Origin of the sequence: Rhizobium sp. BT03 (assembly GCF_030053155.1) — a bacterium.
Taxonomy (GTDB): domain Bacteria; phylum Pseudomonadota; class Alphaproteobacteria; order Rhizobiales; family Rhizobiaceae; genus Rhizobium.
Map to the genome: position 1 here is coordinate 18440 of NZ_CP125640.1, position 23972 is coordinate 42411.

At 60.4% G+C, this 23972-nt stretch carries 27 protein-coding genes and 1 pseudogene; 18 read left to right on the top strand and 10 right to left on the bottom strand.

What is annotated here, in order from left to right; genetic code table 11:
* The first annotated feature begins 97 nt into the window (after nucleotides 1-97).
* The 4 genes from QMO80_RS00095 (at nucleotide 98) to QMO80_RS00110 (ending at nucleotide 4962) form a co-directional block, all read left to right on the top strand.
* A complete protein-coding gene (locus QMO80_RS00095; protein WP_283198365.1) occupies nucleotides 98-1162 on the top strand; it encodes a sensor histidine kinase in 1065 nt (354 codons plus the stop codon).
* 249 nt (nucleotides 1163-1411) lie between these two features.
* A complete protein-coding gene (locus QMO80_RS00100; RefSeq protein ID WP_283198366.1) occupies nucleotides 1412-1963 on the top strand; it encodes a DUF924 family protein in 552 nt (183 codons plus the stop codon).
* 91 nt (nucleotides 1964-2054) lie between these two features.
* Nucleotides 2055-4583: a mechanosensitive ion channel family protein gene (locus tag QMO80_RS00105; protein WP_283198367.1), complete on the top strand. Its 2529-nt coding sequence runs from the start codon at nucleotides 2055-2057 to the stop codon at nucleotides 4581-4583.
* 112 nt (nucleotides 4584-4695) lie between these two features.
* The gene (locus QMO80_RS00110; protein WP_049731840.1) at nucleotides 4696-4962 is read left to right on the top strand and encodes a hypothetical protein; all 267 of its coding nucleotides are present in this window, start codon (nucleotides 4696-4698) and stop codon (nucleotides 4960-4962) included.
* Nucleotides 4963-4968: 6 nt separating this feature from the next.
* Here QMO80_RS00110 and arsC read toward each other — a convergent pair whose 3' ends face one another.
* From arsC to QMO80_RS00130, 4 genes and pseudogenes are all read right to left on the bottom strand, one after another.
* Nucleotides 4969-5391, bottom strand: coding sequence for an arsenate reductase (glutaredoxin) (arsC, locus tag QMO80_RS00115; RefSeq protein ID WP_283198368.1), 423 nt, complete (start codon nucleotides 5389-5391; stop codon nucleotides 4969-4971).
* Nucleotides 5392-5393: 2 nt separating this feature from the next.
* Complete coding sequence (arsB, locus tag QMO80_RS00120) at nucleotides 5394-6467, bottom strand: ACR3 family arsenite efflux transporter (protein WP_283198369.1); 1074 nt, start codon at nucleotides 6465-6467, stop codon at nucleotides 5394-5396.
* Nucleotides 6468-6473: 6 nt separating this feature from the next.
* The gene (arsN2, locus tag QMO80_RS00125; RefSeq protein WP_369685944.1) at nucleotides 6474-6950 is read right to left on the bottom strand and encodes an arsenic resistance N-acetyltransferase ArsN2; all 477 of its coding nucleotides are present in this window, start codon (nucleotides 6948-6950) and stop codon (nucleotides 6474-6476) included.
* A 3-nt stretch (nucleotides 6951-6953) separates the two neighbouring features.
* Nucleotides 6954-7286, bottom strand: a pseudogene (locus QMO80_RS00130) (ArsR/SmtB family transcription factor); the annotation flags it as partial.
* 42 nt (nucleotides 7287-7328) lie between these two features.
* On the opposite strand from QMO80_RS00130, the gene QMO80_RS00135 reads away from it, so the two are divergent.
* The 3 genes from QMO80_RS00135 (at nucleotide 7329) to QMO80_RS00145 (ending at nucleotide 9103) form a co-directional block, all read left to right on the top strand.
* The gene (locus QMO80_RS00135) at nucleotides 7329-7853 is read left to right on the top strand and encodes a DUF6428 family protein (protein ID WP_283198370.1); all 525 of its coding nucleotides are present in this window, start codon (nucleotides 7329-7331) and stop codon (nucleotides 7851-7853) included.
* Nucleotides 7854-7967: 114 nt separating this feature from the next.
* Entirely contained in the window at nucleotides 7968-8471 is a 504-nt protein-coding gene (locus QMO80_RS00140; protein ID WP_283198371.1) for a DinB family protein, read from the top strand.
* 20 nt (nucleotides 8472-8491) lie between these two features.
* Nucleotides 8492-9103 (top strand): TetR/AcrR family transcriptional regulator, encoded by a 612-nt coding sequence (locus QMO80_RS00145; RefSeq protein ID WP_283198372.1) that lies wholly within the window; start codon nucleotides 8492-8494, stop codon nucleotides 9101-9103.
* Here QMO80_RS00145 and QMO80_RS00150 read toward each other — a convergent pair.
* Nucleotides 9089-10072 carry a squalene cyclase gene (locus tag QMO80_RS00150; protein ID WP_283198373.1) on the bottom strand — a complete coding sequence of 328 codons (984 nt, stop codon included), beginning with the start codon at nucleotides 10070-10072 and terminating at the stop codon, nucleotides 9089-9091. The genes QMO80_RS00145 and QMO80_RS00150 overlap by 15 nt on opposite strands.
* A 320-nt stretch (nucleotides 10073-10392) precedes the next feature.
* Between QMO80_RS00150 and QMO80_RS00155 the strand changes: the two genes are divergently transcribed.
* Together QMO80_RS00155 and QMO80_RS00160 are read left to right on the top strand one after the other, a co-directional pair.
* The gene (locus QMO80_RS00155) at nucleotides 10393-11223 is read left to right on the top strand and encodes a response regulator (RefSeq protein WP_283198374.1); all 831 of its coding nucleotides are present in this window, start codon (nucleotides 10393-10395) and stop codon (nucleotides 11221-11223) included.
* 186 nt (nucleotides 11224-11409) lie between these two features.
* Complete coding sequence (locus QMO80_RS00160) at nucleotides 11410-12741, top strand: diguanylate cyclase (protein WP_283198375.1); 1332 nt, start codon at nucleotides 11410-11412, stop codon at nucleotides 12739-12741.
* Nucleotides 12742-12796: 55 nt separating this feature from the next.
* Here the strand turns inward: QMO80_RS00160 and QMO80_RS33015 are convergent, their stop codons facing one another.
* Nucleotides 12797-13819, bottom strand: coding sequence for a GlxA family transcriptional regulator (locus QMO80_RS33015; RefSeq protein WP_003564299.1), 1023 nt, complete (start codon nucleotides 13817-13819; stop codon nucleotides 12797-12799).
* Nucleotides 13820-14268: 449 nt separating this feature from the next.
* Between QMO80_RS33015 and QMO80_RS00180 the strand changes: the two genes are divergently transcribed.
* Nucleotides 14269-17061 carry a DEAD/DEAH box helicase family protein gene (locus QMO80_RS00180; protein WP_283198376.1) on the top strand — a complete coding sequence of 931 codons (2793 nt, stop codon included), beginning with the start codon at nucleotides 14269-14271 and terminating at the stop codon, nucleotides 17059-17061.
* 93 nt (nucleotides 17062-17154) lie between these two features.
* Here the strand turns inward: QMO80_RS00180 and QMO80_RS00185 are convergent, their stop codons facing one another.
* The gene (locus QMO80_RS00185) at nucleotides 17155-17355 is read right to left on the bottom strand and encodes a hypothetical protein (RefSeq protein ID WP_049731852.1); all 201 of its coding nucleotides are present in this window, start codon (nucleotides 17353-17355) and stop codon (nucleotides 17155-17157) included.
* A 279-nt stretch (nucleotides 17356-17634) separates the two neighbouring features.
* Between QMO80_RS00185 and QMO80_RS00190 the strand changes: the two genes are divergently transcribed.
* From QMO80_RS00190 to QMO80_RS00200, 3 genes are read left to right on the top strand one after another with little or no spacing between them, the layout of a single operon-like run.
* The gene (locus QMO80_RS00190) at nucleotides 17635-17868 is read left to right on the top strand and encodes a DUF2171 domain-containing protein (protein ID WP_012557983.1); all 234 of its coding nucleotides are present in this window, start codon (nucleotides 17635-17637) and stop codon (nucleotides 17866-17868) included.
* Nucleotides 17869-17921: 53 nt separating this feature from the next.
* On the top strand, nucleotides 17922-18131 hold the full coding sequence (locus tag QMO80_RS00195; RefSeq protein WP_283198377.1) for a DUF2945 domain-containing protein: 210 nt from the start codon (nucleotides 17922-17924) through the stop codon (nucleotides 18129-18131).
* Between the two features lie 32 nt (nucleotides 18132-18163).
* A complete protein-coding gene (locus QMO80_RS00200) occupies nucleotides 18164-18349 on the top strand; it encodes a DUF3008 family protein (RefSeq protein ID WP_049732037.1) in 186 nt (61 codons plus the stop codon).
* 36 nt (nucleotides 18350-18385) lie between these two features.
* On the opposite strand, the gene QMO80_RS00205 is transcribed toward QMO80_RS00200, so the two are convergent.
* Nucleotides 18386-19105 carry an MgtC/SapB family protein gene (locus QMO80_RS00205; protein WP_283198378.1) on the bottom strand — a complete coding sequence of 240 codons (720 nt, stop codon included), beginning with the start codon at nucleotides 19103-19105 and terminating at the stop codon, nucleotides 18386-18388.
* A gap of 234 nt (nucleotides 19106-19339) precedes the next feature.
* On the opposite strand from QMO80_RS00205, the gene greA reads away from it, so the two are divergent.
* Both greA and QMO80_RS00215 read left to right on the top strand, forming a co-directional pair.
* Complete coding sequence (greA, locus tag QMO80_RS00210; protein WP_283198379.1) at nucleotides 19340-19822, top strand: transcription elongation factor GreA; 483 nt, start codon at nucleotides 19340-19342, stop codon at nucleotides 19820-19822.
* A gap of 132 nt (nucleotides 19823-19954) precedes the next feature.
* On the top strand, nucleotides 19955-20311 hold the full coding sequence (locus QMO80_RS00215) for a hypothetical protein (protein WP_283198380.1): 357 nt from the start codon (nucleotides 19955-19957) through the stop codon (nucleotides 20309-20311).
* A 6-nt stretch (nucleotides 20312-20317) separates the two neighbouring features.
* Here QMO80_RS00215 and QMO80_RS00220 read toward each other — a convergent pair whose 3' ends face one another.
* Nucleotides 20318-21211 (bottom strand): LysR family transcriptional regulator ArgP, encoded by an 894-nt coding sequence (locus QMO80_RS00220; RefSeq protein ID WP_283198381.1) that lies wholly within the window; start codon nucleotides 21209-21211, stop codon nucleotides 20318-20320.
* A gap of 100 nt (nucleotides 21212-21311) precedes the next feature.
* Here QMO80_RS00220 and QMO80_RS00225 point away from each other — a divergent pair, with 100 nt between their 5' ends.
* From QMO80_RS00225 to QMO80_RS00235, 3 genes are all read left to right on the top strand, one after another.
* Nucleotides 21312-21920, top strand: coding sequence for a LysE/ArgO family amino acid transporter (locus QMO80_RS00225; protein ID WP_283198382.1), 609 nt, complete (start codon nucleotides 21312-21314; stop codon nucleotides 21918-21920).
* A 402-nt stretch (nucleotides 21921-22322) separates the two neighbouring features.
* A complete protein-coding gene (locus tag QMO80_RS00230) occupies nucleotides 22323-23264 on the top strand; it encodes a LysR family transcriptional regulator (RefSeq protein ID WP_172643288.1) in 942 nt (313 codons plus the stop codon).
* Nucleotides 23265-23363: 99 nt separating this feature from the next.
* Nucleotides 23364-23519: an entericidin gene (locus QMO80_RS00235; protein WP_283198383.1), complete on the top strand. Its 156-nt coding sequence runs from the start codon at nucleotides 23364-23366 to the stop codon at nucleotides 23517-23519.
* Between the two features lie 79 nt (nucleotides 23520-23598).
* Here QMO80_RS00235 and QMO80_RS00240 read toward each other — a convergent pair whose 3' ends face one another.
* Nucleotides 23599-23949: a hypothetical protein gene (locus QMO80_RS00240; protein WP_283198384.1), complete on the bottom strand. Its 351-nt coding sequence runs from the start codon at nucleotides 23947-23949 to the stop codon at nucleotides 23599-23601.
* Nucleotides 23950-23972 lie beyond the last annotated feature (23 nt).

A 23972-nucleotide genomic window follows, 5' to 3' on the forward strand; every position in this document is an offset into this window, starting at 1 on the left:
TGTTTACCGCAAGCGGCCAATGCAATACGACATTGCCATGCGGACGACTCGGACGCCTACCGGCGGTCGTCGCTGCGAGAGAAAGCCGGGAGACGGAATGAGCAATTCTAGTGGCGATGCGGATGCCCTGATCCACATCCTCTATATCGATGACGACGAGGGGCTCGCCCTCTTGATGCAGAAGAACCTGGCCCGGCGGGGCTTTTCGGTCGAATGGGCCGAGAACGGTGCCGCCGGCCTTGCCAGGCTCGGCGAAGGTGGCTTTGACGCCGTGGTGCTCGATCATGTCCTGGCTGATGAGACCGGCCTCGACATTCTGCCCTGCATCATGGCGCTGCCGGATCATCCGCCGGTTATCTATGCGACGGGCTCTGATGATACGAGCATCGCGGTTGCGGCGCTCAAGGCCGGCGCCGACGACTACATGCTCAAGCGAATCTCGGCCGATTATTTCGACCTGCTCGCCGCCGCGCTCGAACAGGCGCTGGAGCGGGCGCGTTTTCGCCGCGAGACGGCGCAGGCGCAGGAGGTGATCCGCCAGCAGCGCGACCTTGCCGAAATGCTGCTTGCCGAGGTCAATCACCGCATCGCCAACAGCCTCGGCCTCGTCGGCGCGCTGATCCGCATGCAATCCTCGATGACCAAGGACCAGGTGGCGATCGATGCGCTGCACGAAACGCAGATGCGCATCAACGCCATCGCCAGCGTGCACCGCCGGCTCTATACCAACCGGCGGGTCGGCTCGGTGCAGGTCGACGAATATCTGGACGGCCTGCTCACCGAACTCGAAGCCTCGATGCGCGACGACAAGCGGCCGCACCGCATCGTGCTGACCGCCGAGCCGGTCAATCTGGCGACCGACAAGGTGATCACACTCGGGCTGATCGTCAGCGAACTCGTCACCAATGCCTTCAAATATGCCTATCCGGACAGCGTGCCGGGCGAGATCCGCGTCTTTGTCGATCAGACGGACGAAGCGTTGAGGGTTGTCGTCGAGGATGACGGGGCGGGGTTCGATCCGGAGAGCCCGGCGAGGGGAACCGGGCTCGGCACACGGATATTGACCGCCATGGCCGCGAGCTTGAAATCGGATTTCGCTTATGATCCCGGACATGATGGGACGAAGGCGACGCTGGTGTTTTCGTTGAGCGAGGGGAAGTAGGGTTTTGCGCAATGGCGGCCATATTTCAAGAAGTCTGCCCCTCACCCTAACCCTCTCCCCGTTCTGACGGGGAGAGGGGACGTGCCATACGAGACGTGGGGACGGAGAGCTTGCGGCGATCCCCCTTCTCCCCGCGCGCGGGGAGAAGGTGCCGGCAGGCGGATGAGGGGCTGCTTGGCACATCATTATCCAGCCTTTCCAACACCTTACTAGAGTGACATAAGAGGTCTAACGTTAGGGAAGTCGAACATGACGACGATTCGTACGCCGCGGGAAGTTTACGATTTCTGGTTTGTCCGATGCGGCCGGGAGCTGTGGTTCCGGCCGCCGGCGGAACTCGACGTCGAGATCCGCGAGGGTTTTCACGAGACGCATCTTGCCCTTGCCGCAGGCATCGGTGACGAATGGCGGGCGGATGCCGAAAGCCGGCTTGCTGCCATCATCGTGCTCGACCAGTTTTCCCGCAATATTTATCGCGGCACGCCGCTTGCGTTCGCGACCGATGGGCTGGCGCTTCGAGAGGCCAAGCTCGCGCTTGCCGCCGGCGCCGACCAGGCGGTCGAGACCGCCTGCCGCACCTTCTTCTATCTGCCGTTCGAACATGCCGAAAACCTTGGCGAGCAGGAACGCTCGGTTGCATTGTTCGCCGCCCTCGGCGACGCCGAATATCTGGATTATGCGATCCGCCATCGCGACGTGATCGCCGCCTATGGCCGCTTTCCGCACCGCAACGCCATGCTCGGACGGGAGTCGACGGCTGGGGAGCGCGATTATCTCTCCAAGCCCGGCGCCGGCTTCTGAACCTTTTCCGGGAGCTTCCGCCATTCTGTCGCCTTTCTTTGCTAGGAAAAGCTGGAATTCCATCCCGACGACAACCTTTCCGGAGGCGCTTTTGCGGCTGAGGTCCATCCTGCTTCGCACCATTCTTCTCGTGACGCTGGCGTTTGCCGGCGCGCATTTCGAGGGTGACGCGGCCTTCGCGCAGGAAGCGCAGACGCAGGCAGCCGCGGCGGCGCCCGTGGATACGCCATTCGACCAGGCGGCGAAGGAGATCGAGAAGGCGAAGACCCAGTTTGTCGCCCTTCAGGACAGCGTCAAAGGGAATGCGGACAATGACGATGCCCTGGTCGGGCTTGCGACCAAGGCCGACGAACTCAGCCGCGCCGTCATCACCATATCGGTCAATCTCAGGCCGCGTTTCGACCAGATCAAGAACCGGCTTGCCGAGATCGGCGATCCGCCGAAGGATGGCCAGCCTCCCGAAGCCGAGATCGTCACCCAGGAGCGCAACGCGCTCGCCGCCGAGCGGGCGCAGATCAATGCGGTGACGGGCGACGCCGAAAATCTGTCGATCGCGGTGACGAAGCTCGTCAACGAGATCATCGAGATGCGGCGGCGGCTTTTTGCCGACACGCTTTTCAGACGCACCGAGATCTCCGTCTCGGTGCTTGACGATGCCGCCGGCGCTTTCGTGCACGAGACCGGCGAATTCTCGCAGGCTTTGTCGAGCTGGACCTCTTTCGTCTGGAAGTTCAAGCGTTTCCCGCTGTTTGCCGCGATCTTCCTGTCGCTCGCTTCGGCGCTCATTCTGCTCTCCGGCAGCTACCGGCTGTTCGGCGCCTATCTGCGCCGCGACGAGGCGATCGAGAACCCGTCCTATATCGGCCGGCTGTCGATCGCCTTCTGGTCGACGCTGATCCGCACGCTGGCGCTTGCGGTCCTGCTCGTCACGTCGTTCTTCTTCCTCAACAGTTTCAATGTGCTGCGGCCCGACATCGCGCCCGTCATCGGTGCGTTGTTCGGGACGATCGGGCTCGTCTATTTCGTCGGCCGCTTCGTCAACGCCATCTTCGCGCCGCACGAACCGCGCTGGCGGCTGGTGCGCCTTTCCAATCTCGGCGCACGCTCGATCGGCTACTGCCTGCTGGCGATGGCTATCATCAACGGGCTCGATTATTTCTTCGGCTCCATCGGTGAAGCGATGGGCTCGCCGCTGGTGCTGACGGTTGTGAGAAGCCTGATCGCCGCACTGATCATCGGCATGATCCTGATCGTGGCCTCCTTCGGCAAGCCGATGCTGGCGAAGAACGGCGATCCCGATGCTCCGGGCAGGCATTGGCCGCGCGGCATGGCGATCATCCTGCGCGTCGTCGGCGCCGGCCTGATCGTCACGGCGCTTGCGGGTTACGTCGGACTGGCGCGCTTCGTCGCCACCCAGCTCATCATTACCGGCGCTGTCGTCGCCACCATGTATGTCGGCCTGCTTTCAGGCAAGGCGATATCGCGGCAGGAAAGCTTCGGCGATACCTTCTTCGCGCGCTTCCTGACCCGCCGCTTCAATCTCGGGCCGGTGGCGATCGACCAGGCCGGCCTGCTCGTCGGCCTTGCCATCTATGCGGTGGCGCTCGTCGTCGGCGTGCCGCTGATCCTGCTGCTCTGGGGCTTCCATGTGCAGGACCTGCAGCTCATCGCCTACCGGCTGTTCACCGAGGTCAAGCTCGGCGGCATCAGCATCTCGCTGCTCGGCATCTGCACCGGCATCCTGCTTTTTGCCGGCGTCTATCTCCTGTCGCGCTGGCTGCAGCGCTGGCTCGACAGCAATGTGATGGCGCGCAGCCATGTCGATCTCGGCGTGCGCAATTCGGTCAAGACGGGCATCGGCTATCTCGGCGTCGGCATGGCGGCGATCATCGGCGTTTCATCGGCCGGCATCGATCTGTCCAGCCTGGCGCTCGTCGCCTCCGCGCTTTCGGTCGGCATCGGTTTCGGCTTGCAGAACATCGTCTCCAACTTCGTCTCCGGCCTGATCCTGCTCGTCGAGCGGCCGTTCAAGGTCGGCGACCATGTCGTATCGGGCACGGCCGAAGGCATCGTCAAACGCATCTCGGTGCGCGCCACCGAGATCGAGACCTTCCGCAAGCAGTCGATCATCGTGCCGAATTCGGAGCTGATCAACGGCCTGGTCGGCAACTGGACGCACCGCAACAAGATCGGCCGCTCGGAAATCCCGGTTTCGGTCAGCTACGATGCCGATCCGCAGCAGGTGATGGATATTCTGCTCGAGCTGACGGCCAAGATACCGCTCGTCATGCGCAATCCCGAACCGCATGTGGAGTTCCTGCGCTTCGGCCCCTATTCGCTTGATTTCGAGCTGCGCTTCTTCCTCGCCGACATGGGCGACGGCATGACGGTGCGCAACAATCTGAGGATCGAGATCCTCCGGCGCTTCAAGGCCGAGGGCATCGAGATCCCGCTGCCGCAGAGCGACCTCACCATCCATCGCGATGCCCCGCCGGTCCTTGCCAATGCCGCCAAAGAGCGGACGGACGGTCAGGACGATCCAAAGAACAAGCCCATCGAGGACGAGGAGCGGCCGGTGCGGCAGCTGCGTGGGCGGACGGCGGATGGCCTGAAGAGCTGAACGGCTCATTCAGCCATCATTCACAGGTCTATGTGCATGATCTCCACCATCGGGATTGCTGCCGAGGGCAGCACCGATCGTTCGAGGGGAGGGCGCGCCCGCGCCGCCGCACATGATGGCAAGGTTTGCCGCCGTTCTGCTTATCCCGCTGCTAGCCGCGCCCGCGGCGGAAGCCGCATCCATCACCAACACCGATCCGGCAGCCGTGGTGCTCGTCATCACCGAGAGCGGCCAGCGCGTCGAAGTCGTGGTCGACGCCGGCGCTTCGGAAAACCTCTGCGCCTCCGGCTGCTTCATGACGACGCCCGACGGCGACCGCATCGGGCTCGACGGCGGCGAGACGATCGAAATCGTCAAGGGCTCGGCCGTCGTCAAGTAAGCGGGATCAGACGATCCGCTTGCCCTCAGCATCGAGCACTTTCTCGCCGTCTTCCTTGGTGAAGGCGCCCTTGTGGGGCTCCGGCAGGATTTCCAGAACCAGCTCGGAGGGCCGGGACAGACGGGTGCCGAGCGGTGTGACGACGAAGGGGCGGTTGATCAGGATCGGATGCGTGAGCATAGCGTTGAGAAGCTGGTCGTCGCTGAGATCGGGATTGTGGAGGCCGAGGTCGGCGTAGGGCGTATCCTTCTCGCGAATGGCCTGGCGTACGGTGAGGCCGGCATCGGCAATCATCCGGGCCAGTTCCTGACGCGACGGCGGGGTTTCCAGATAATCGACGACGGTGGGTTCGATACCTGCATTGCGGATCATCGCCAGCGTATTGCGGGAGGTGCCGCATGCCGGGTTGTGGTAGATGGTGACGTTCATGATCAGGCTTTCGTTGTTGATGTGATTTTCGAAGTGGACACCGAGCGCACGGCTGCGCCGCGCTCGTACCAACCTTTGCTGCGGTTGACGATCCAGACCACTGACAACATCACGGGCACTTCAATGAGCACACCGACGACGGTGGCCAGGGCTGCACCCGAGTTGAAGCCGAACAGGCTGATGGCCGCCGCGACGGCGAGTTCGAAGAAATTCGATGCGCCAATCAGCGCTGACGGTCCGGCAACGCTATGTTCCTCGCCGGTCACTCGGTTCAGCAGATAGGCGAGTCCGGAATTGAAGTAGACTTGGATCAGGATCGGAACGGCCAGCAGCCCGATCACTGCGGGCTGCGCGATGATCTGTTCACCCTGGAAGCCGAACAGCAGCACCAGAGTTGCCAGCAGCGCCAAAAGCGAAAGCGGCTGGAGAATATTCAGGAGGCGGTGGAGGGCAGCGACCGAGCCACCCGCGAGGACACTTCGGCGCAGAAGCTGTGCGGCGGCGACCGGTAAAACGATATAGAGCACCACGGAAATCATCAGCGTGTCCCAAGGTACGGCAATCGCCGAAAGACCGAGCAGCAGTCCGACTATCGGGGCGAAGGCGACGACCATGATGGCGTCGTTGAGCGCCACCTGAGACAGCGTGAAATGCGGCTCGCCCTTGGTAAGGTTCGACCAGACGAACACCATGGCGGTGCAGGGTGCAGCTGCGAGGATAATCAGGCCTGCGATGTAGCTGTCGATCTGGTCCGCGGGCAGCATCGACCGGAAAAGGTAACCGATGAACAGCCAACCGAGTAGCGCCATTGAAAAGGGCTTCACAGTCCAGTTGATGATGAGGGTCACGCCAATTCCGCGCCAATGGCGGCCGACCTGGCCCAGCGCCGCGAAGTCGATCTTGATCAGCATTGGAATGATCATCAGCCAAATCAGTGCCGCCACCGGAATATTGACCTGCGCAATCTCGATCGATCCAATGAGATAGAATACGCCGGGCATCAAATGCCCAAGAGTGACGCCGACCGCAATGCAGAGAAACACCCACACGGTGAGATAACGTTCAAAACTGGACATAGTCCGTTATCCCTCCAGCGTTTTGGCGAGCAATACTGCTGAGGCAGGGCACAGGCTAATTGCTTGGCGGGTTTGCAGGAACGCGATGGGTGCTCCCGCGCGGTCGATCGGCGTGAAGCCGAGCGTTTCAAAGAACGGAGCAGCGTTGGTGGTCAGCAGGTAGGCAGTGCGAGCGCCCTCCGCGTGGGCGCGTCTGAATAGGAGATCGGTAGCGCGGCCGCCCAGGCCTTTGCGACGATTGGCCGGCGTGATGACCACGGATCGCAAAAGCACACTGTCTCCATACAATTCATATCCACAATAACCCACGGTATTGTCGCCCTGTGCAATCCGGAAAAAAGTCCGACCCGTTTCGTCGATATCATCAGTCGGGAGGTCGGCGCTTTCGAGTGCGCTGCGTAGCTCGCCTTCATGTCCCGCAATCGGCAGGAGCGCCAGCAAGGTGTCGATCCGGTTCGCGGTCATTTGGAATTTCCCCTCCATTTCAGGAGAACAGCATGCGGCGACGGCCGCCGCCGGCGCGCAGATCTCAGGGTTTCCGCCGCAGCAATCTTCCATCAGAAAGCGGATCAAGCCGCCGAGCCTCTCGTAATTGGCGGTGTAGATGATCGAGCGGGATTCGCGCTGCTGGGCAATCAGCCCGGCCCGTTCCAGCTCCTTCAGATGGAAGGAGACGTTGGATGGCGAGACCTCCGCCTTTTCGGCGATGGCGCCCGCCGCCATTCCGTCCGGGCCGGAGACAACCAGCATGCGGATGATGTGCAGGCGCGTTTCCTGCGAAAGCGCGCTGAATGCGGCGAGGGCTTGACGTTGATCCATATTTCAATAATCCTTGAATAATTGAAATATGGATTAGCCGATATGAACGCAATCGACAACGGAAAAATCCAAGAGAACGATATCAGCCTTGGCACACTGCTCGATGTGCTCGCCGGCCAAAAGGACGCGCAGCTGATTTTCTACTACGATGGGGAGCCGGTGAAATCAGGCTACAATATCACCGAGGTCAAGGCGGGCCAATTCGCGGGTCTCGATTGCGGCGCCAATCCCGAGGCTTGGACGGAGATCTTCATCCAGCTCTGGGATATCGAGGAAGGCGACCGCAAGCACATGCCGGCCGGCAAGTTCTGCGCGATCGTCCGCAAAGTGACGGAGCATGTGCGGCTCGACTCTTCGGCCAAGCTCACCTTCGAAGTCAGCAACGGCGTACGGCCGATGCAGCTCTATTGCGCGGCGATGCCGGTTCTCCGCGCCGGCGCCATACATGTGGCGCTTTCACCCCGACCGGCAAGCTGCAAGCCGCGTGACCGGTGGCTTGCCGAAGAAAATAGGAAGGCTACGGCCTGCTGCAGCCCATCAGCGGCTGGGAGCGCCTGCTGCGCCTAAGAACGAAATGGTGCGGCGTGCGGCAGACATTCCATTGACTGACCGTCAGTCATTCGGATAGATGTGAGGCGCCGGCGTGATGTTGGCGCCGCCCGTTTCATCCCGGAGATCGCCATGAGCGCCAAGACCCTGTTGAACTCCCTGTTCCGATACAAAGCGGACGCCGACGACGAGCTTCTCGACGCGCTGAGCGCGCTCAGCGAGGAGGCGCGCTCGGATACGTTTCGGTCGGCCCTTCGCGTGCTCAACCATGCCCACCTCGTTGACCGCATCTTCGCCGCCAATCTTCAGCGGCTGGATCATTCCTTCACCGCGAGCTGGAGCAGCGAAGCACCGCCATTGGCGCAGCTGGCCTCCGATATCCGCGAGACGGACGGCTGGTATATCGACTACACCGCGCGCATAGCGCCTGACGAAATGGAGGAGGTCGTCGGCTTCACCTTCACCGATGGCGGGCGCGGGCGCATGTCCCGCGAGGAGATGCTGGCGCACGTGGTGACGCATGCCGGTTATCATCGCGGCGAGGTCGGCCGGCTGCTGCCTGATATCGAGAGCACCGCGATGCGCGACGTGTTTACCGGCTACCTGCACAGGGCCGATCCCGCGCGCCGTCAATGAGCGCGGATTCAGTCCCGCCGATGTCGATTGATCCCGTTTCAAAACCGAGAACTAAGCCTGCCGAAGAGCGGCGCGACGAGCTGATGCGTTCGGCCGAGCGGCTTTTCATGGAAAAGGGCCTGGAACAGACCACCATCGAGGAGATCACGGCCGCGGCCGGGGTCGCCAAAGGCAGCTTTTACCTGCACTTTTCCTCGAAGGCCGATGTTCTCCTGGCGCTGCGCGCTCGTTTCGTGCAGGGCGTGCTCGATGGCATCGTCGCGGCGGTCGCGGAACGACAACAAACGGATTGGCGCGGCAAGCTCGCCGCCTGGTCGACGGCGTGCGCCACCGGCTATCTCGACGCGGCCGGGCTGCATCACCTAGCCTTCGTGGCCGAGCCCCCGGCAACGCGGGAAGGGCTTTCGCGCAACATCCTGATCGACCATCTGAGCGAACTGCTGGCCGGCGGGGCAGGCCGGGATGCCTGGTCGGTCAATGATCCCGGCTTTACGGCGGTCTTCCTGTTCAATGCCCTGCATGGCGTCGTCAATCAGCCGATCGGCGAGACACCGGCTGATCGCGCCAAATTGCTGCGCAAGATCGAGGCGCATTTCCTGCGTGCGCTGGGTTTGGCATCAGGCATCGATTGAGAGCTGAGCGTCCCACCATTTGAGCACCCGCATCGCGCGGAGCGTGATCCATCGCGAGGGCTTGCCTTGCCCGTCATCGACCTCGAACCACACACGTCCCGGCAGGCTCCAGTCGAGTGGCCAGCAGCCGTCCTGAAGACGCCGGGAGTGCAGGTGCTCGATCGCCTCGCCGAGGCGCGGATCGGGAGCGACACCGGTCAGGATGGCGCTGGCGCGGAAATAATCGAGGGCGCGCAGGATGTCGTAGCGCCAGCGGTTCGGGTGCAGGAACTGCAGGAAATTTTTGTCGGCCGGCTCGCCGGTGCCGAGACGGCGGAAGAGGTGACGCTCGAGCAGGAATTCCTCGCCCGTCCGGCGCGCTTCGCGAGATCGTAGCGTGCCGCCGGTCGACTTCTCGACCTCCAGCAGTCCTTCCAGCACATTGATGGTGCTGGCGAAGGAGGATCGGCGAGAACCGTTGGTCCTCTCGCAGTTCCAGCCGCCGTCGTCGAGACGCTCGCCGACCAGCCTGTCGACAATCGGCGAGACATCAATGCCGAAATAAGCGCCGTCGGCGACGGTGCGACCGTTGATACATTCTTCTACTTCGCCTTGCCAGTAGGGCTGGCCGCCTTCTTCCCAACAGGCATTGGCGCCGACCAATTCGACGGTGCGTCTAGCCTGCTCGCAGGCGGGATCGAGACCGAATTCCCTGAGTTGCGACAGCGAAAAGGTCGTGGCCGTCCACGGCTGGCCGTGCTCTCGCCACTCCTGGGGATCGAAACCGGCGGGCAGGAAGGCGCCGCCCGCCCATTGCCCGTCCTTGTCCCGGCAGGCAAGCAGCCTTGCACCCCAACCTTCGGTCTCGACTTTCGCTCGCTCGGTCATCCAATTCCGCTCCGGGGCGTCGATGAGGTCACGCATCACCTGCCACCGGATCGACGGATCGGAGTCTAGAAGCCATTCGATCACCGGGTCGGATTGGGTCATGGGCGAACCTCTTCGGCGGATCGGTCGATAAAGCGTTTATAATCGCTTCGGCCTGGCGCTGCCAGCCGGGGCGGGAGAGGACGCTCACCCAGTCGCCCTCGTCTTTCGAGGCTCCGGCCTCCGGGGCATCGGTGTAAGCCCGTTCGATGGCCGAGAATCCGGCGCTTCGCGCCTGATTTCTTAATCATATCTGCAAGAAATCGGAGGTGATCCCATCGGGCCGCTTCTTCGTTTCATATCCGGGGCGCTGATTAATAATTATTCAAATCAATTGATGTACCAAATCGATCCGGGGACAGATTTTACATCAAAGGTTTGCTATGGCGTTTCTAGGTATTTCGGGGATGCAATATTCCGGGGAAATGTTTGCCGGTGCGCGTATTATTGTCGCGGAAGATTCCAACGTATTCACCTCGATGATCAGCAAACGCCTCAAGGAGCTGTTCGACATTGAAGTCGAGATCTGCCGTAGCTTCGAGGATCTGCAGTTTTCCTACGACAAGTCTTCCGATCCGATCACGCTGGCAATCTCGAACATCAACCTGCCCGGCGCCGAAAACGGCGAAGCGCTCGAATATCTGGTCGATCTTTCCATACCCACAATCGTCTTTACCGGCACCTTCCACGAAACCATGCGCGACAAGCTGATGGCCAAGGACATTGTCGATTACATCCTCAAGGACAATATCTTCGCCGTCGACCTTCTGGCGGAATCGATCTGCCGGTTCCTGACCAATCATCGTCACCACGTGCTGATCGTCGACGACAGTGCGACGGCTCGCGCGCTGCTGTCGAGCCGGCTGAAACGCTATAATTTCCGCGTCAGCGTCGCCGAGAACGGCGGTAAGGCGCTGGAGATCCTGAAGGCCAACCGCGATATCGGCCTGATGATCACCGACTACAACATGCCCGACATCGACGGCTTCGAGCTGACGCGGCGCATCCGCTCGAATATCGGCTCGCACGAGCTGCGCATCATCGGCGTTTCGTCTTCCTCGAACCGGTTGCTTTCGGCGCGTTTCCTGAAGGCCGGCGGCAATGATTTCATGCTGCGCCCGTTCATCGACGAGGAGTTTTACTGCCGCGTCAACCAGAACCTCGACACGCTGTTGCAAATTCAGTCGATGCGCAAGGAGCGGGCGGTTGCCTGACGGCCCTTCCAGTATCGGCGTCGCCACAGGCGCGGAGACGACGGTCGCAGACCGTCGTCGAATTTCTACAATTGCAAGTAACGCCGTTATTTGTCCCCTTCACGCGCGCGGGCCTCTCGGTTATCGTTCGCCCCGCCGGGGAGAGGGCCGAGTCGAGGCCATCGGACGCATGGGGGATTAGCGGCTGTGGCTTTTCAAGCGGATTTTCAGCGGGATGGCATCGGGCTCCGCTCCGGCGGGCTCAAAATACTTCTGGTTGAAGATTCCCGGATGTTTTCCGCCGTGCTGTGCCATCGGTTCCAGACCGAACTCGGCCTTGCGGTTAAATCCTGCTCGTCGCTAAAGGCGCTTCGCAAAGAACTTGCCGAGGACGGTCACGGCTACACCATGGCTGTCGTCGATCTCAACCTCCCGGATTCGCCCTATGGCGAAGCGCTCGACTGCACGATCGAGCACGACATTCCGGCGATCGTCTTCACCGCGACATTCGATCTCAACACGCGCAACAGGATCATGGAGCGCAATGTCATCGATTACGTGCTGAAGGACAATGAATTTGCGCTCGACAATCTGGTCGCCACAGTCCGCCGGGCGATCTCCAACCGCAAGACGCGGGTGCTGGTCGTCGATGATGTCGTCTCGGCGCGCCAGGTGCTGGTCGATCTGCTGAAGGCGCAGCAATATCTCGTCGTTGAGGCAAGCTCGGGGCTGGAGGCGCTGGCCGCTCTCGAAGCCTATAGCGATATCGAACTGGTCGTTACCGACCACCACATGCCCGATATGAGCGGCTATGAACTGACGCGGCGTATCCGCCATCGTTTCGGTTCCGACAGGCTGCGCGTCATCGGCGTTTCCGCCTCCAACGACCGCATGCTGTCTGCCAGTTTCCTCAAGGCCGGCGCCAGCGACTTCGTCTATCGGCCATTCGTCGCCGAGGAGCTGCAATGCCGCATCGCCAACAATGCCGAAACGCTGGCGCAGATGCGGCAGCTGAGGGCGGCGGCGGCCTGCGACTACCTGACCGGCCTCTACAACCGCCGCTATTTCTACGACAACGGCCCGAAGCTGGTGAACGAGTGTCTGCGGCTGAAAGTGCCGAGTTCGGTGGCTATTCTCGATATCGACCATTTCAAGCGGCTGAACGATACCTATGGCCACGAGATCGGCGACAAGGTGCTGAAGGCTGTCGCAAACAGGCTGTTCACGATCTTCGACGGCAGCGACAATCTTCTCTCGCGGCTTGGCGGCGAAGAATTCGCCATCCTCTTCCCGCAGATGGATTCCCTTGCTGCGACCAAGCTTTGCGACGAGATCCGCTCGGACATTTCCCGGCTGAAGGTCACCGCCGACGACGAGGAACTCGGCGTCACGATTTCCATCGGCATTGCCGAAATCGAGGGCTACGAAACCTTCGAGAACTATCTCAACGCCGCTGACCAGTTCCTCTATATGGCCAAGCACCGAGGCCGGAACCAGGTCTATTCCGACGCCAGGATGACGGAAGAAGCGGCGCAATAAGGCATTCAGGCGAAGCGCCGCCCTTTCAGGTCAGGCGGCGCGCTCTTTCAAACTCTCAGGCCGCGACCGCCTGCTGGCGCGCAGTCGCCATGGTCATCTTGCGCTCGGCGCGCTCCTGCTGCGGCGAGCGATGGTAGAGTTCGCGATAACACTTGGAGAAATGCGAGGCCGAGACGAAGCCGCAGGCAACCGCGACCTCGACGACGGGCATCGAGGACTGCACCAGAAGATGGCGGGCGCGGTCAAGGCGGATTTCCAGATAGTAGCGGGCCGGCGAGCGGCCCATCTCCTGGCGGAACAGCCGTTCGATCTGGCGCCGGGAGAGGCCAGCACCGTCGGCGATCTCGATCAGCGACAGCGGCTCGGCCAGATTGCCTTCCATCAGCTCGATGATCGACAGCACCTTGGCGTTCTGCACGCCGAGCCGGGCGCGCAGCGGCAGGCGCTGGCGGTCGTGCGGGTTGCGCACGCGGTCGGTCAGGTGCTGTTCGCAGATGCGGTTGACGAGGCTTTCGCCGAAATCCTCGCCGACGAGGTTCAGCATCATGTCGAGCGAGGCGGTGCCGCCGGCGCAGGTATAGAGATTGCCGTCGATCTCGTAGAGATCGGCATAGACTTCGGCCTGCGGAAAGGCTTCCGAAAAGCCCGGCAGGTTTTCCCAGTGAATGGCGCAGCGCTTGCCATTCAAGAGGCCGGCCTGGGCCAGCACATGTGCGCCCGTACAGAGGCTGCCGACGGCAACGCCGCGATTGTAGCATTCGCGCAGCCAGGCATTGACCGACTTGTTGTTAAACTGTTCGACATCGATGCCGGAACAGACGAGCACCATGCCCGGCCGGTTTTCGCCGCCGAGATGGCGGCGCTCCTCGGCGAGCGAGGAATTGGCCTCGACGCCGATGCCGCAGGAGGAATAGACCTTCTCCCCGTCAAGGGAGGCGAGCCGCCAGGTATAGGCCTGATAGCCGAGCATGCGATTGGCGATGCGCAAAGTGTCCACGGCCGCCGAAAAGGGCAGCATGGTGAATTGCGGTACCATAAAGAAGACCAGCGAACGCTTCTTGATCTGCATCCTGTTCATAGCGAAATCCATGCTCGAGGAACGATGACATATTCGTTGCGCGGAATGCGTCGCGCCGATGTCCTGAAAGCGACACTGACATGGAAAAATGCGGCCGAGAAGAGCAAATATGCGACATTGACCGCGTTTTGACCGGTTAAACCGCCGGAATAGCGGCGGGCCGGATGCGGATTGCGCTATAGAGGACTGAAATTAAAGTCTGAAGACGGCTCGGGAACGAATGGGCGCGCACGAAAAAGGCGGCGTTGCGTGATGCAGACGCCGCCCTCATCTTGGGAGGAATGTCGCATTCATTGCATGGTCCGGTGTCTTTGCGGATGCCGTTGAAATTTCCTCTAGACACAACTGACGTTGCATGAACCAAGCCAAGATGATGCAATGACACTGAAGAATTTTAGTCGCAGTTTTCACAATGGGCTCGTCGCATTTTATCCAAAGGGCAGAATTGAATGAAGGACCTCGCTTTTCAGGGAACCTGGCGAGCTTATCAGCAGAAGATACTTGATGATCTGACAAATCTCATAGGCGATGATGGTTTGCATATCGTCGCAGCACCCGGCTCAGGCAAAACGATTTTGGGCCTTGAAGTGATGCGCAGGCTTGGTGAGGCGACCTTGATCTTGGCCCCGAGCAAGACCATCAGGGATCAATGGTCGCAGCGGCTACGGATGATGTTCCTGCCCGCCAATGCTGGTGAACCGGACTGGATTTCTCATGATGTAAGAGCGCCTCGCGCTGTCACGATTATCACCTATCAGGCTCTGCATGCGGCGTTCTCGGGTCATACGGCCGAGGAAGAAATTATAGACAGTGAAGAGGAGGGCAGCGACGGCGTGCAATCCGCCGAAACGGACAGGCAGGAGACGGAGAGGGCGAGAAAGAAAATCATCGCGAAGCTGCGCGAAGAGAAGGTTCGCACCCTTGTGCTCGATGAAGCGCACCACCTTCGAAACGAGTGGTGGAAAGCGCTGACGATGCTCAAGGAAGCATTGGGCAAGCCCACGGTCGTAGCGCTGACAGCTACACCGCCCTATGATGTGGATCCCATGGAATGGGACCGTTATCAGGCGCTTTGCGGGCCGATCGACGGTGAAATTTCCGTGCCGGAACTTGTGCTGCAAGGCGACCTTTGCCCGCATCAGGACTATGTCCACTTCAGCCTGCCGAGCGAGTTGGAAACACAGAAGCTGGCAAAGTTTCGCACACAGATCGGCGACCTCATCGAGGCGCTGCTCAAAAGTGCAGAATTCAAGCAGGCAATTTTGCACCACCCATGGATTACCCAGCCGATCGAGAATGTGGAGCATATACTGGACGACGCACGCTTTTTCTCCAGCATGCTTGTCTTCCTGAATGCGCGATATGTCGACTTGCCGCAATCGACACTCGACATTCTCGGCGTTAAGGCGCGTGAAATACCGGATCTGACGCTTGAATGGATAGAGGTGTTGCTGAACGGCGTTATCTACACCTATCGCAACGATTTCGAAGAAGCGGAACAAATGCTCCGCAACCAAGAAGGCAGACTGAGGGACATCAGGGGAGTCGAGCACGGCAGAGTGCGGCTAACGGATGCGCGGTCGGTTCAGAAGCTGCTGGTATCGAGCGTCAGCAAGCTCAACGCGATCGTCGATATCACCCGGCTCGAAAGCGCGTCGATGCGTGACGAACTCCGTATGGTCATCCTTTCCGACTACATCAGGAAGGATGCGTTGCCCACCGGCCCCGCGGACCTTCCGCCCATCGAGAGGATGGGCGTCGTGCCGATCTTCGAGACGCTGCGGCGGTCCGGGCTTGATCTCAAGCTTGGAATTCTGACGGGGAGTCTCATTCTCATTCCAGCGGAATCAAAAGTAATTCTTGACGAGATCGCAGACCATCTTGGCGTCGGCGCGGAACATATCCGTTATCAGCAGGCAGCATTCGATGCCGGCTTTCTAGGCGTTGAAATCAGCGGCGCTCTGAGCCGCCACATCGTTCATATGATCACCGAACTGTTCAGTCGCGGCGGGATCACGGTTTTGGTCGGCACACAGGCATTGCTGGGTGAAGGATGGGACGCCCCCTCCGTAAACACTTTGATCCTGGCAAGTACGGTGGGATCATATGTGCTCTCCAATCAGATGCGAGGCCGTGCCATTCGCACAGATCCCCGAAGCCCACAGAAGTCCGCGAACGTCTGGCATCTGGCGGTCATCGACCCTGAGAAGTTTGAGCAGAGAATACCGCTGCGGTTCGGGAGGAAATCGACCGATAGAAAGGCGCCCGATCCATTTGATACCATGACGATAGACCTGGGCAGCGACGTCGATGCGCTGAAACGCCGATTTTATGCCTTCGAGGGTTTGTCCTTCGGTGAGCATCCGTGGATTGAAAGCGGCTTTCACCGGCTGATGCTCGGTGCCGCAAAATGGAATGCGCGAGGTGTTGATGACATTAACAAAATAATGGAACGCGGCGCCGCAGACCGCAAATCACTGAAAGTTCGATGGCATAGCGCGCTGCGTAGCTATCGTGCTTTTCCGAGGATGCAGGAAACATTGGAGAGCAACTATGCCCCCAAGGGGCTGCTCAACTGGAATACGACCAAATTTCTGTATGCGCAAAGCGCCGCCCTTGCGGGAATGATCTTAAGCGCATTCTTGGGCGCGCTTTCGGATATGGATATTCGTTCACTCGAACAACTGGCGCTGTTCCTATTCGTTATGTTCTCACTGATGGCTATCTATTGTTTGCCGGGCGCATTCAAAGCCAGTCTGTTGCTGCTGCGGAATGGCTCCCTTGAAGGAAGCATGAAACAGGTGGGGAAAACCGTTCTGGAGGCGCTGCATCATATGGGCGTCATAAGGAGTGAGCTTGGAAAAATGAGCGTCGAGGCAACGCTAGACCAAAACGGCATCATTTACTGCCGGCTTGAGGGTGCTACGACGATCGAACGATCTCACTTTCTCGACGCTCTGCGAGAAGTTCTCGTTCCACCACAGAATCCTCGCTACATTCTCGTCAGGTCGTCAAAATTCTGGCGGCTGAACCGGGTGGATTATCATGCAGTTCCTTCGATCATCGGGAGGAAAAGGGAGGATGCCATGCATTTCGCCCAGCTGTGGGATCGCTACGTCGGCCCTTCGGATATCGTCTACACGCGCAGCGCACAGGGCCGCCTGACGCTACTCCAATTCCGTGCGAAATCGTTTGCTTCGGCATTTACCAGGAAAACAGATAGAGTCAGCCGTTGGGAGTGACAGCCGGAGCGAATCCTACGCGTTCTGAAGACGGAAAAGACGGCGCCGCGTGATGCAGACGCCGCCGTCATCTCGAGAGGAATGTCGCATTCATCAAACGGTCCGGTGTTTGTTGTCGTCCGTGCTCGGCCAGCCGATATCCTTGCGGATGTCGAAGGGCATGGCTTCGATTTCGCGGGCCGTCCGCCAGCGCGTCCAGGCAAGCACGAGCTTGCGGGCATGATATGCCAGATCGAAGCGGCCTGCGCCGGAGGTGAAGGGCTTGCCGCCACCGCGATAGGTAAGCGTGGTCATTTTCCGGTTCCTTTCTTTAGGTCAGGGCATGGTCATCGATGGGAGGTTCGTCCATGTCCGTGATCACAATATGGGCCTACGGGACCCATCATTCAAACGAATAGAGCTTATGGATAACATCAGAGATATTGAATGATCAGCGTTTGCCCGAGGGGGCCGACGCGCCGACCTTTGCGGGGTTGCAAAATGCCAAATCGAGGCACGGAGAGGCGGCTCGGAACTAAGTTCGCTCCACCTCGTTGCCGCTTCGTAGCTGACAATGACGCAAAGGAGGAAATGATGATTTCCGCAGACCAGATCCGAGAACATATGGAAGTGCGGGCTGCCGACGGCACCCATATGGGGACGGTCGATCATCTCGATGGTCCCACCCGCATCAAGCTGACGAAGACCGACTCGGAAGACGGCAAGCACCACCTGATCCCGATCGATTGGGTCGATCACGTCGACGCGCATGTTCACCTGTCGAAGAACGCCAGGGATGTCCGCAGCCAGTGGGCCACCATCAACTGACGAGCGGTCGGCTGCGGCTTTTGCCGCAGCCTCCTCGCCGCAAGGGAAACCACATGTCCAGGCAATTGAAAAAGGGCGAGGACGTGAGCTGGGATACCAGCCAGGGAAAGACCGAGGGCAGGGTGGTCAAGAAGCAGACCAGCCCGACGAAGATCAAAGATCACACGGTGAAGGCGTCGGCGGCGGAACCGCAATATATCGTCCAGAGCGACAAATCGGGAAAACGAGCCGCGCACAAGCCAGACGAACTCAGGAAGCTTTGAGAGCGGTTGATGCCAACGAGAAGGAGATCGATATGCCAGCCAAGTCCAAGGCCCAGCAGAAGGCGGCGGGTGCTGCACTCTCGGCCAAGCGTGGCGAGACGCCCAAGAGGGAGCTCAAGGGTGCTTCGAAGCAGATGGAGGAATCCATGAGTGAGAAGCAGCTCGAGGAGTTCGCATCCACCAAAAGAAAGGGTAAACCGGAGCACGCCTCCAAATAGGTCGGGAACAGCGGTAGCGACGGCGGCGGCGTCCGGTCACGTCGTCGTAGAATGCATCGAGAAATTCGCGATCTCATGCGTCTCGGCGACGGCGAAAAGAATTGCGCGTGCTGATGCATCCGGATCTTTCGCCAGCCACCGCAATTCGAACGTCATCCCGATCCGGCCATCTTCGGTCTGTCCCAGCGAAACGAACAATGCGTTGCATTCAAGAGATCCCAGCACATTTGACAGGTCGGGAATATCGGAGCTCGAGCCGTAGATGACGAGGGTTGCCTTGCGTTCGCAGCGCAGCCATGTGTCCAGGCGCTTCAACGGCGACAGCACGATGAAGGCAACGACGGTGGCCACTGCCCCGGTGACGATCTGGCCGCCGCCGAAGCAGAGGCCGACCACCGTCATGAACCACAGGGTCGCCGCCGTGGTGACCCCGGTCATCATGTCGCCGCGCCTGAGGATTGCTCCGCCGCCGATGAAGCCGACGCCGGTCAGCACGCCGAGGGGAAAGCGCAGCACGTCCATCTGCGTGAAATAACTGAAGGTTTTCCCGTAGGTCGACAGAAGCAGGTTCGCCTGGACCATCGCAATGCAGGCGGCAAGCGCCACCAGGATCGTGGTCCTGAAGCCCGCGGCATGGCCGCCGCGCTCGCGGTCGAGGCCGATAAGGCCGCCGGCAATCACCGTCAGCATGATGCGGGCGGCGATATCCCACCAGCTCGGCGTCAGCGGCATGGCGTCGGTCAGGAGCGAAGGCATGTCTCGCTCCAGACTTCGTCATGGCCTTTCCGCTGCTCGTCGGGCATTCGATCCTCCTCGGTCTGGATGCATCAGGGGTCTGAACGCCGTGCGGCGCAGGACGCTCCCCATTGCCGGTGTCGCCGCCGACAGGTCGAGATTGGCGGTTCGGCTGCAGCCGGTGTATGTATGATTTCAAATATGGGCAGTTCGCCCGTCAGCGAAAGGGCACCGCGCCCAAAACGGAGTATAGAATTGGCCGTCGCCTTCACCAAGGAAGAGAGTTTCGAAACCGCTTCGGAAACCCTGCTGCCCGATCGTCCGGTTTCGCCGCATCTGAACCTGGTCACGGAGGCTGGGCTGAAGGCTCTGGAATTGCAGTTCCAGCAGGCGCGCGAGGCCTATGACGCCGCGAGCACGATCGAAGACGTGAACGAGCGGCGGCGGCAGGCGGCCGGTCCCTTGCGCGATTTGCGCTATCTCGCGGCAAGGCTGCGCACCGCCCAGCTCATGGCCGATCCTGCATCAACCGATGCCGTCGCCTTCGGCAGCACGGTGACCTTCAGCCGTGACGACGGGCGCGTGCAGACCTATCGGATCGTCGGCGAGGATGAGGCCGATCCGAAGGCAGGATCGATTTCCTATGTTTCGCCGGTGGCACGGTTGCTGATGGGCAAGGCTGTCGGCGATGTGGTGGAAACGGGCGGCCAGGAGCTGGAAATCATTGCTATCGCATAGGACGCGATACTTTAAGCGGTGCCGGGGGCGCCCACATGCAATTATTGTCATAAAAACGGTACTATAAGGTACTTTATTTATGAGGCATTTACCATTCGTGACCTAGAAGGTGACATTCCATCATCGAAAGTCATGCTCATGGTCAGCGCAATTTCCAGTTCTGCATCCACCCTTTTGAGTTCAGCCGCTTCAACCTCGTCTTCCAGCTCATCGGATCAGCTTGCCGCCCTCGAGGCGCAGCTCGCCGAAAAGCAGGCAGCCCTGTCGCAAACACAGGACGAAGAGGAGAAGGCGACGATCGAAAAATCCATCGAGACGCTGGAAGCCAAGATTGCCAAGCTCGAAGCATCCGAGAGCAGCGAGACCGAGGCGTCCGCCGCATCGAAGCCGGCCGCCGCTCCGCAGGAACTCTCCGGCGAGAGCGAGCGGATCGGCACGAAGAATTTCGACGAGCCCAGCGAGTTCGGCAGCCGCACGGCTTACGTATGATTGCAGTCACAGGCGGCGCTTCGCCACCGTGACGACCTCGCGCGTCAGCTCCGCAAGGCGGTCGGCGGCGAGGCGGTTTATCTGCCAATAGAGTGGAATATCCAGCGGTGTACCGGGAACGAGTTCCACCAGCCGGCCCGAGGCGAGATGTTCGCGGGTCAGCTGGGTCGGGTTCATGCCCCAGCCCATGCCCGAAAGGGCGGCCTCGACGAAGCTTTGCGTCGAGGGCAGCCAGTGGGTGGGGTGGTCGAGATCGTGTCCGAAGGTCTGCCTTATCCAGTTGCTCTGCAGCTTGTCCTTCTGGTTGAAGGTCAGGGCCGGAGCGTTGCGAATCGCCTCGGCGTTGACGCCATCAGGAAAGTGTCGGGTGACGAAGTCGGGTGTTGCGGTGGCGTGGTAGCGCAACACGCCGAGCGCAAAGCGCCGGCATCCGCGGACCGGCTTTTCCAGGCTGGTGACGGCTGCGATCACCCGGCCCCGCTGCAGCCATTCGGCGGTATGGTCCTGGTCGTCGACGGCAATGTTCAAGAGATAGGAAGAGTTCCTGGCGAAGTTCGACATGGCCTCGACGAACCACGTCCCGAGGCTGTCGGCATTGGTCGCAATCTGGAGCGTCACCCTTTGGCGTGGCTCGTCGGGATCGACGAGAGCCGGCAGCTGGCCGAAGAGTTCGGCTTCGAGCATGCAGACATTCTCCATATGGCGGCAGAGCCATTCTCCCTTTTCGGTCGCCGTACAGGGAATGCCTCTGACGATGAGGACGGTGCCGAGGCGTTCTTCGAGCTGCTTGACACGCTGCGAAATGGCCGAGGGCGTGACGTTCAAAACGGTCGCAGCCTTCTCGAAACTGCCCGTCTGGACAATCGTTGCGACGGCGCGGAGAGCGGGATAATCGAGCATGGATTAGTTTTTCTTACTTCAGATAAGCTGGATTAATTAGCCTAATTCCAGGAGTGGCGATACTGCAACCCCACCGAAGTCAGGGGCGTTTGCCGAAACGATGAGTTTTTCAATCTATGCCACCGGCCTGATGATGGGCCTCAGCCTGATCGTCGCGATCGGCGCACAGAACGCCTTCATCCTGCGCCAGGGGCTGCGCAACGAACATGTCTTCGCTGTCTGCTTCGCCTGCGCGCTCTCCGATGCCGTGCTGATCGTGCTTGGCGTGACCAGCTTGCAGCAGATCGCCAGGTTCATGCCGTGGCTCGATCCGGTGATGCGTTATGGAGGAGCGGCGTTTCTGGCCTGGTATGGGGCGAAAAGCCTCTATTCCGCCTTCCGGTCGTCCGCGACCCTTGCCGCAGCGGAGGCCAAAACGACAAGTTTCCGGCAGACGCTCGCGACCTGCCTGGCGCTCACCTGGCTCAATCCGCATGTCTATCTCGATACGGTCGTGCTGCTCGGCACGATCTCGACGCGTTATCCCGGACAGCAGGCTTCGTTTGCCGCGGGGGCGGTGACAGGTTCCTTCCTGTTCTTCTTTTCTCTCGGCTATGGCGCGACATGGCTGCGGCCGATCTTCTCGAAGCCTTCATCCTGGCGGATGCTGGAAACGCTCGTGGCTTTCACCATGTGGATCATCGCCTTCAAGTTGCTGGGCGGGATGTAGGCGTCATTTTGACCCAGCGAGATGAACACTGAGGCAAGCGAGGTCAAGAGGCCGGGACGATCAGAATGGCGCGCAAGCTTTTTGATGGATGTATGTTTCCCGACTTCCACGCCCGATGAGGCAAGCCGGTCTCGCAATCGTCACCAACGTTTTGGTTCGCTGGCCGAGGAGGAAGGGGCAGTTCCATTTCCGGCTGACAATCGGCCAGCAGATGTGAAGGAAAACGCCTTAACTGCCGGAGTGCAAGCTCATGGTTCGCATCCCTGCGCCTCCGCGACTTGAACGCGGAAAGGGCCTGTACGATATTCCAGATGCTCATGTTCGACATGTCGGGGCCTCCTTTTGCTGCATCGGCTGCTGACCCTCGAAATATGGCGAGCGATTGACATTCAATCAAACAAAATGATATGGGGTTATAAATCAGAAAAATTGAAAGATGCGACGATGAGCCTTCCCTTTCGCCGTCCCATTCCGCTGCTTGACAACGATGTGCTGCGCACCTTCGTCGCCATCGCCGAGACAGGCAATTTTTCGACCGCCGCGGAGGCGGTCTTCCGAACGCCGTCGGCAGTGTCGATGCAGATCAAGAAGCTTGAGGAACAGCTGGGCGCGACGCTGTTTCTGCGCGACGCCCGCTCGGTATCGCTGACGCGCCACGGCGAAATGCTGCTGTCCTATGCCCGCAACATCCTGGCACTGTCGAACGAGGCTGTGTCGCGCTTCATCATGCCGGAACTCAGCGGCGTCGTTCGGCTCGGCGCGCCGGAGGATATCGGCGAGCGGCTGCTGCCGAGCATCCTGAAGAGTTTCGCCGAGAGCTATCCCGGCATCATGGTCGACGTGACGATCGACATGAGCATCGGGCTGAAAAAGCGCATGGAGGAGCAGCGGCTCGACCTGGCCTTGATCAACTGTGCGACGCGGCCGTTCCCGACCGGCGGCGAGGTGGTGTTCCGCGAGCGGCTGGTCTGGGCCGGCGCCCGGTGCGGTTCGGCGCATCGCCGCGATCCGCTGCCGATCTCGATCTGGGAGGACGGCTGCATCTGGCGCCAGGAGGCGCTCTCGCAGCTCGAACGCAACAAGCGGCATTATCGCGTCGCCTATCTCAGCGGCCACACCATGGCGCAGCGCGCCGCCGTGCTCTCCGATCTCGCCATTGCGCCGCTGCCGCTCTCCTATGTCAACGAGGACATGGCGATCCTCGGCCCGCAGGAGGGCCTGCCGGAACTCGGCGCTTTCGATATTCGCCTGCTGACTGCCTCGCAGGTGTCGGGGCCGATCGAGACGGTGGCCGACAGCATTCGCGGTGCCTTTGCCGAGAGAGCCAAGGCCGTCGCCGCCTGAGGATGTCTTTCAGCCGTTGAACCTTTTGTCCCCTTGTGCGTTATCGGCGCGAACGGCATAAGTGCCGTTCGGGGTTGATTTCAAACAAGGATATTCGAAATGACGACAACGGCCAAAATTGCCGCAGCCTTGATGGTTCTTCTTGCCCTTTCCTCCTGCGGCAATACGATCCGCGGCATGGGGAAGGATACGGCGAACGCCGTCAACGCCACCCAGGACGCCGGCCGCTCGGTTGACCGCGCCGCAAAGAAGTAACGACCGTTCGGATTCCTTCGGGGGATCGCCGGATCGATTAATTGACCGGGGCCGGATCACATGATGATCGTGGGCCGGATCAAGGGTTGACCGGGGGATAAGCCTTTTCCAGCCCGCCGGATCGGTCAAGACCGGTCCGGAAGGCCCGGTAGGCAGGATGCTGGCTTGAGCGGGCAGTTTCCATCAGGCGGATCTGCAGCCGATCCGGCGCTTGGGCTCCGAGCCATACTCCGAGGTTTTCGAGCTTCAGCGAATTCAGGAAACGCGAACCGGCTGCCAGATCGAGATGGCGGCGCAGCCCGTCAAGCAGGTTGTCGTCCTGAGCGGCATTTTCCATGAGCAGCGTCAGATATGATTTGTCCGTCTCCGACAGCGCGGCGAGCTTTTCCGCAACGGTATCGCGGTCGGGAAAGGGAACGTTGCCTGTCATCTCGAATCGTCCATGCTTGATGG

What these genes read in the sequence shown, in the direction of transcription:
- QMO80_RS00140 (WP_283198371.1), top strand. Translation starts at nt 7,968, where the DNA reads ATGAGCGCCAAGACCCTGTTGAACTCCCTGTTCCGATACAAAGCGGAC.
- arsB (WP_283198369.1), bottom strand. Translation starts at nt 6,467, where the DNA reads ATGTCCAGTTTTGAACGTTATCTCACCGTGTGGGTGTTTCTCTGCATT.
- QMO80_RS00180 (WP_283198376.1), top strand. Translation starts at nt 14,269, where the DNA reads ATGAAGGACCTCGCTTTTCAGGGAACCTGGCGAGCTTATCAGCAGAAG.
- QMO80_RS00215 (WP_283198380.1), top strand. Translation starts at nt 19,955, where the DNA reads ATGCTCATGGTCAGCGCAATTTCCAGTTCTGCATCCACCCTTTTGAGT.
- QMO80_RS00235 (WP_283198383.1), top strand. Translation starts at nt 23,364, where the DNA reads ATGACGACAACGGCCAAAATTGCCGCAGCCTTGATGGTTCTTCTTGCC.
- QMO80_RS00240 (WP_283198384.1), bottom strand. Translation starts at nt 23,949, where the DNA reads ATGACAGGCAACGTTCCCTTTCCCGACCGCGATACCGTTGCGGAAAAG.
- QMO80_RS00150 (WP_283198373.1), bottom strand. Translation starts at nt 10,072, where the DNA reads ATGACCCAATCCGACCCGGTGATCGAATGGCTTCTAGACTCCGATCCG.
- QMO80_RS00110 (WP_049731840.1), top strand. Translation starts at nt 4,696, where the DNA reads ATGATGGCAAGGTTTGCCGCCGTTCTGCTTATCCCGCTGCTAGCCGCG.
- QMO80_RS00195 (WP_283198377.1), top strand. Translation starts at nt 17,922, where the DNA reads ATGTCCAGGCAATTGAAAAAGGGCGAGGACGTGAGCTGGGATACCAGC.
- QMO80_RS00205 (WP_283198378.1), bottom strand. Translation starts at nt 19,105, where the DNA reads ATGCCTTCGCTCCTGACCGACGCCATGCCGCTGACGCCGAGCTGGTGG.
- QMO80_RS00095 (WP_283198365.1), top strand. Translation starts at nt 98, where the DNA reads ATGAGCAATTCTAGTGGCGATGCGGATGCCCTGATCCACATCCTCTAT.
- QMO80_RS00185 (WP_049731852.1), bottom strand. Translation starts at nt 17,355, where the DNA reads ATGACCACGCTTACCTATCGCGGTGGCGGCAAGCCCTTCACCTCCGGC.
- arsN2 (WP_369685944.1), bottom strand. Translation starts at nt 6,950, where the DNA reads ATGGAGGGGAAATTCCAAATGACCGCGAACCGGATCGACACCTTGCTG.
- arsC (WP_283198368.1), bottom strand. Translation starts at nt 5,391, where the DNA reads ATGAACGTCACCATCTACCACAACCCGGCATGCGGCACCTCCCGCAAT.
- QMO80_RS00200 (WP_049732037.1), top strand. Translation starts at nt 18,164, where the DNA reads ATGCCAGCCAAGTCCAAGGCCCAGCAGAAGGCGGCGGGTGCTGCACTC.
- QMO80_RS33015 (WP_003564299.1), bottom strand. Translation starts at nt 13,819, where the DNA reads ATGAACAGGATGCAGATCAAGAAGCGTTCGCTGGTCTTCTTTATGGTA.
- QMO80_RS00230 (WP_172643288.1), top strand. Translation starts at nt 22,323, where the DNA reads ATGATATGGGGTTATAAATCAGAAAAATTGAAAGATGCGACGATGAGC.
- QMO80_RS00225 (WP_283198382.1), top strand. Translation starts at nt 21,312, where the DNA reads ATGAGTTTTTCAATCTATGCCACCGGCCTGATGATGGGCCTCAGCCTG.
- QMO80_RS00220 (WP_283198381.1), bottom strand. Translation starts at nt 21,211, where the DNA reads ATGCTCGATTATCCCGCTCTCCGCGCCGTCGCAACGATTGTCCAGACG.
- QMO80_RS00135 (WP_283198370.1), top strand. Translation starts at nt 7,329, where the DNA reads ATGAACGCAATCGACAACGGAAAAATCCAAGAGAACGATATCAGCCTT.
- QMO80_RS00145 (WP_283198372.1), top strand. Translation starts at nt 8,492, where the DNA reads ATGTCGATTGATCCCGTTTCAAAACCGAGAACTAAGCCTGCCGAAGAG.
- QMO80_RS00190 (WP_012557983.1), top strand. Translation starts at nt 17,635, where the DNA reads ATGATTTCCGCAGACCAGATCCGAGAACATATGGAAGTGCGGGCTGCC.
- QMO80_RS00100 (WP_283198366.1), top strand. Translation starts at nt 1,412, where the DNA reads ATGACGACGATTCGTACGCCGCGGGAAGTTTACGATTTCTGGTTTGTC.
- QMO80_RS00155 (WP_283198374.1), top strand. Translation starts at nt 10,393, where the DNA reads ATGGCGTTTCTAGGTATTTCGGGGATGCAATATTCCGGGGAAATGTTT.